At 49.8% G+C, this 289-nt stretch carries 1 pseudogene; it reads right to left on the bottom strand.

The annotated features are described in order from the left end of the window. Positions 1 to 289, bottom strand: a pseudogene (locus CHH91_RS18395) (hypothetical protein); the annotation flags it as partial.

Raw genomic sequence — 289 nt, 5'->3', positions numbered from 1 at the left:
ACCATTGCTTTCCAACCGATCGCCGCAAAATCAGCCCATGAACGGCCTATGGCAATACCGGCATAAGCGAGTATAGGTGTGGCAATAGAAAGCAATTGGATGTGGGAGGTGAGCTCAATGACGAGTGGGCCCCACGGCGTCTCTGGTAAAGACAATATAATGCCGATGACAATGATATAAACGACACTCGGAATAGGGAAAGGCAGCGACTTTCCAAGAGCTTGCCCGACACAGGCAATTACGATTAGAAGAAGCATGCCAAAGGCAGCCTCACCAGAGAATGCTTGGT

Source organism: Virgibacillus sp. 7505, from assembly GCF_002272135.1.
Classification (GTDB): Bacteria; Bacillota; Bacilli; order Bacillales; family Amphibacillaceae; genus Terribacillus.
The sequence above is the reverse complement of the archived record's forward strand: the minus strand, read 5'-3'. Positions and strand labels throughout refer to the sequence as shown.